Genomic DNA, 5115 nt, shown 5'->3' on the forward strand with positions numbered 1-5115 from the left:
TTTGTGTGTGGGGGGCGGGGGGTGTCGGGGTGGGGGGGGGTGTTTTGTGGCGCCCGGCTCTCGGGGGGGGGCGCCCCGCCCCCCGCCCCCCCCCGGCAGCGGTGCGCAGGAGCCGATCACCAGCCCCGCGAACGCCACTCGTCCAGGTGAGGCCTCTCACTCCCCAGGGTGGAATCGTCCCCGTGCCCGGGGTAGAACCACGTCTCATCCGGCAGCACGTCGAACACCCGCGACGTCACGTCGTCGATCAGCGACGCGAAGTCCGAGGGCGACGTGGTCTTCCCCACCCCGCCCGGGAACAGCGAATCACCCGTGAACAGGTGCGGGTGGCCGCCCGGGTCCCGGTATACCAGCGCGATCGACCCCGGCGTGTGACCGCGCAGGTGGATCACCTCCAGCGGCACCTCGCCGACCTTCACCACGTCACCGTGCTCGACCAGCACGTCCGGCGGCACCGGCAGCACGCCCGCGTCCAGCTCGTGCGCCACCGTGTTCGAGCCGTTCGCGCCGGCCACCGCGCCCAGCGCGCCCCAGTGGTCCGCGTGCTGGTGCGTGGTCACCACGGTCTTGAGCCTCGGCCGCTCCGACGTGTGCCCGACCAGGTCGGACAGGCGCTCCGGGTCGGCGGCCGCGTCGATGAGGAGGCCCTCGTTGGTCGCGCGGCACACCAGCAGGTACGCGTTGTTGTCCATCGGTCCCACCGAGACCTTCGTGATGGTCAGCGCGTCGAGGGTGCGTCGGGTCGCCGGGCCGCCCGGTGACACGTGCCCGGTGTAGTCCTCTAGTACGTCCACAGCGGCCGACGGTAGCCGACCCGGCACGCCCTTCAGGATCCGCACAGGTGGACCCCTTAGGCTCGTTAACGATCCCCGCCGCTCCACAGATGTCGTTCGAATAGGGTTCTCCACCTCGTGCCTACCAAACGCCGGATCAACTGGGACGTGCTGCGCGTCCTGGCCGTCCTCTGCGTGGTCCTCCAGCACGCCACCCACGCGGGACCGGCCGCGCACCCCGAGATCAGCGCCCCCGTGTTCGCCTTCTCGCTGGAGTTCGGCGCGAGCGCGCTGGTGGTCATCTCCGCCTTCTTCGCCTGCGCGGGCCTGGCCAAGGGCGAACCCGCCCGCTTCCTGCGCAACCGCCTCGCCCGCCTGTTCCCGGCCTACCTCGTCGCCGCGACCTTCACCTACGCCGTGGTCCGGTGGGTCGCGCCGCCGGGCTGGAGCCACGCCGGGCCGCGCGACCTGGTGCTCAACGCGCTGATGCTCCAGAACTGGTTCCCCGGCGTGAACCTGATCGACTACTCCTACTGGACCCTCCCGGTGCAGGTCACGGGCTTCGTGGCGGGCGCGCTGCTGGCCTCCCGGCTGCGGGGCCGGGCGCTCAAGGCGCTGCTGTGGGCGCTCGTCGTCGTCCCCGTCGCGCTGCGCGAGCAGGCGGCCGCCGAACCCGGCCTGCTCAACACCCTCTACAACGGCCTCGGCGCGCACCGCGCCCAGCTGTTCGCCATCGGCATCGCCATCTGGCTGTGGTCCCGCTCACGGCTCGGCGACCACCACCTGTTCGCCCTGCTCACCGCCGCCCTGCTGGCCCAGGCCGTGCACACCGAGGACCTGCGCTCGACCATCGGCCTGGGCGTGGTCCTGATCGGCGTGTGCGCCGCCGCGGGCGGCCCCGACTGGGACGTGGCCCTCGTCCGCGCGCTGCGCAGGCCCATCAAGTGGCTCGCGGGCATCTCCTACGGCGTCTACCTCGTGCACCAGGAGATCGGCTACTTCGTCATGGTGCGCGTCGCCTCGTTCGCGCCCGGTCCCCTGGTCGAGTTGGCGGCGTTCACCGGCTCGGCCGTGGCGCTGGGGTGGCTGCTGACGAAGTTCGTGGAGCGCCCCGCCTACCGCGCCCTCACCGCGAACCGCCGCCCGGCCGTGGTCGGCCTGCTGCTCACCGCTCAGAGCCACCTGGGCAGCGTCGGCGCGGTCCCGTTCAGCCGCGCGCCGCTGTGGCGGCCGGTCAGCCAGCCCAGCACGTCGGCCGCGGCGCCGCTGACCAGCGGCGACTCCTCGTCCACCGCGTTGAGCGCCCAGCTCCGCTGACGGCCGTCCGGCAGCTCGGCCGAGACGCGGACCGCCGGCACGTCGGGCCGGTCCGCGTAGGCGGCGACGGTGTCCTCCAGGAAGCCCTCGACCAGGTCGGCCGGCAGGTCGTCGAACCCCGCCCCGCGGTCGAGGTCGACCAGGTGGACCCACACCTCGCGGAGCCGCAGCCACGGCACCCGGTGCGCCCGGAACAGCCCCAGGCGCGGGTGGTCGACCTCGGCCGACCACGCCGTGGGCGGCAGGTCGCGGGCGTAGGCGGCGAACCGCTCGCACGCCGCGTCCAGGTCGGCCCGCAGCAGCTGCGGCAGCCGCCCGGAGCCCTCCTCGATGTCGGCGTCCCGGTCGGCCCGGCTCAGGTACATGGGGTGCTCGACCCCGGTCTTCGCCCAGGTCAGGAGGTTGACCAGGGCGTCGGCGTTGCGCGCCAGGTGCGTCACCACGTGACCGCGGCTCCACCCGGGCAGCAGGCTGGGTCCGCGCAGGTCGAGCTGGTCGAGCCCGGCCACCACCCCGTACAGCGCCTCGGTGGCCCGCGCCACCTCGGCGAGCCCGGCGGCCGCGTCCTGCGCCGCGGCGGGGTGCTCGCGCGGCGCGGGTACGCTCGTCTGGGCGGATCGGGCCTGTGCGGCATCAGTGAAGCTCATGGGCACCTCATCCCGCGTCTATGCGGCCGAACGGCCTATCGCCCCAGCGTAGGGGCGTTGACTACCCCTCGGTAGACCCGTTGGCGGCACGATCGCGGGAACTCTCCACCACCTCGATTGTCGGTGCCCGCGCCTAGCATGGTGCGCGCCCTCCCCGACAGACCCGGCCCGGTGGTCCGCTACGCTGCTTCGAACGCCTGTTCGGGGGAAGGTCAAAAATCGAAGGGAACCGTTGTGTCCGACCGGCTCGTCGTTCGCGGGGCACGCGAGCACAACCTCCGAGGGGTGGACCTCGACCTGCCGAGGGACAGCCTCATCGTGTTCACCGGGCTGTCCGGCTCCGGCAAGTCCAGCCTCGCCTTCGACACCATCTTCGCCGAGGGCCAGCGGCGTTACGTCGAATCGCTGTCGGCCTACGCCCGGCAGTTCCTCGGGCAGATGGACAAACCGGACGTCGACTTCATCGAGGGCCTCTCGCCCGCGGTCTCCATCGACCAGAAGTCGACCAGCCGCAACCCGCGCTCGACCGTGGGCACCATCACCGAGGTCTACGACTACCTGCGCCTCCTCTACGCCCGCGCCGGCAAGCCGCACTGCCCCACCTGCGGCGAGGCGATCAGCAAGCAGACGCCCCAGCAGATCGTGGACCAGGTGCTCGCCATGGAGCAGGGCACCAAGTTCCAGGTCCTGGCGCCGGTCATCCGGGGCCGCAAGGGCGAGTACGTCGACCTGTTCGCCAACCTCCAGTCGCAGGGCTACTCGCGCGCCAAGGTCGACGGCGCGGTGTACGCGCTGGGCGAGGTGCCCAAGCTCAAGAAGCAGGAGAAGCACCACATCGCGGTGGTCATCGACCGCCTGGCCGTGAAGGCGAGCGCCAAGCAGCGCCTGACCGACTCGGTGGAGACCGCGCTGCGCCTGGCCGACGGCCTGGTCGAGCTGGAGTTCGTGGACGTGCCGGAGAACGACCCCGGCCGGGTGCGCGGCTTCTCCGAGAACCTGGCCTGCCCGAACGGCCACGCGCTGGCGATCGAGGACCTGGAGCCCCGGTCGTTCTCCTTCAACTCGCCCTACGGCGCGTGCCCGGCGTGCACCGGCATCGGCGTGCGCAAGGAGGTCGACCCGGAGCTGGTCGTGCCGGACGACGAGCTGTCGCTGGCCGAGGGCGCGATCGCGCCGTGGGCGTCCGGGCAGACCGCCGAGTACTTCACCCGCCTGCTGGAGTCGCTGGGCCTGACCATCGGCTTCCGCATGGACACGCCGTGGCGGCAGCTCCCGGCCAAGGCGCAGAAGGCGATCCTGCACGGCATCGACGAGCAGGTGAACGTCCGCTACAAGAACCGCTACGGCCGCGAGCGCTCGTACTACGCGAACTACGAGGGCGTCATCCCGTTCCTGGAGCGCCGCCAGGAGCAGACCGAGTCCGAGTACATGCGCGAGAAGTACGAGGGCTACATGCGCGAGGTGCCGTGCCCGGTGTGCCAGGGCACGCGCCTCAAGCCGGAGATCCTCGCCGTCACGCTGCACCACAAGACCAAGGGCGACAGGTCGATCGCCGAGGTCTGCGCCATGTCGGTGGCCGAGTGCTCGGACTTCCTCGAGGGCCTGAAGCTGGCCAGGCGCGAGGCGATGATCGCGGGCGCGGTGCTCAAGGAGATCCAGGCCCGCCTGCGCTTCCTGCTCGACGTCGGCCTGAACTACCTGTCGCTGGACCGCGCCTCGGGCACCCTGTCCGGCGGCGAGGCGCAGCGCATCCGGCTGGCCACGCAGATCGGCTCCGGCCTGGTCGGCGTGCTGTACGTGCTGGACGAGCCGTCGATCGGCCTGCACCAGCGCGACAACCACCGGCTGATCGAGACCCTGACCCGCCTGCGGGACCTGGGCAACACGCTGATCGTGGTCGAGCACGACGAGGACACGATCCGCACCTCCGACTGGGTGGTCGACATCGGCCCCGGCGCGGGCGAGCACGGCGGCAACGTCGTGCACAGCGGCACGTACGAGGCGCTGCTGAAGAACAAGAAGTCGATCACCGGCGCCTACCTGTCCGGGCGCGAGGAGATCCCGATGCCCGCGGCCCGCCGCCCGGTGGACCGCAAGCGGCAGCTGACCGTGGTCGGCGCGCGCGAGCACAACCTGCGCGGCATCGACGTGTCGTTCCCGCTCGGCTGCCTGGTGTCGGTCACGGGCGTGTCGGGCTCGGGCAAGTCGACGCTGGTCAACGACATCCTCGCCACGGTGCTGGCGAACAAGCTGAACGGCGCGCGCCAGGTGCCCGGCCGGCACACCAGGGTCAAGGGCCTGGAGCACGTCGACAAGCTGGTGCAGGTCGACCAGTCGCCGATCGGCCGCACGCCGCGGTCCAACCCGGCCACCTACAC

The 5115-nt window shown here is 71.7% G+C and carries 3 protein-coding genes and 1 pseudogene; 2 read left to right on the forward strand and 2 right to left on the reverse strand.

Features of this window, described 5'->3' with window-relative positions:
- Positions 1–116 precede the first annotated feature (116 nt).
- On the reverse strand, positions 117–794 hold the full coding sequence (locus ACFV4N_RS14340; protein WP_499672962.1) for an MBL fold metallo-hydrolase: 678 nt from the start codon (positions 792–794) through the stop codon (positions 117–119).
- A 147-nt stretch (positions 795–941) separates the two neighbouring features.
- Here ACFV4N_RS14340 and ACFV4N_RS14345 point away from each other — a divergent pair.
- Positions 942–1856, forward strand: a pseudogene (locus ACFV4N_RS14345) (acyltransferase family protein); the annotation flags it as partial.
- Positions 1857–1945: 89 nt separating this feature from the next.
- Here the strand turns inward: ACFV4N_RS14345 and ACFV4N_RS14350 are convergent.
- A complete protein-coding gene (locus ACFV4N_RS14350) occupies positions 1946–2737 on the reverse strand; it encodes a maleylpyruvate isomerase family mycothiol-dependent enzyme (RefSeq protein WP_499672963.1) in 792 nt (263 codons plus the stop codon).
- Positions 2738–2971: 234 nt separating this feature from the next.
- Between ACFV4N_RS14350 and uvrA the strand changes: the two genes are divergently transcribed.
- The coding region (gene uvrA / locus ACFV4N_RS14355) for an excinuclease ABC subunit UvrA (protein ID WP_499672964.1) at positions 2972–5115 on the forward strand (2144 nt) is incomplete at its 3' end.

The organism is Actinosynnema sp. NPDC059797, from assembly GCF_042732085.1.
Lineage (GTDB): Bacteria > Actinomycetota > Actinomycetes > Mycobacteriales > Pseudonocardiaceae > Actinosynnema.

Excerpts from the sequence above, each read along its gene's own strand:
- ACFV4N_RS14350 (WP_499672963.1), bottom strand. The coding sequence starts at position 2,737 with ATGAGCTTCACTGATGCCGCACAGGCCCGATCCGCCCAGACGAGCGTA.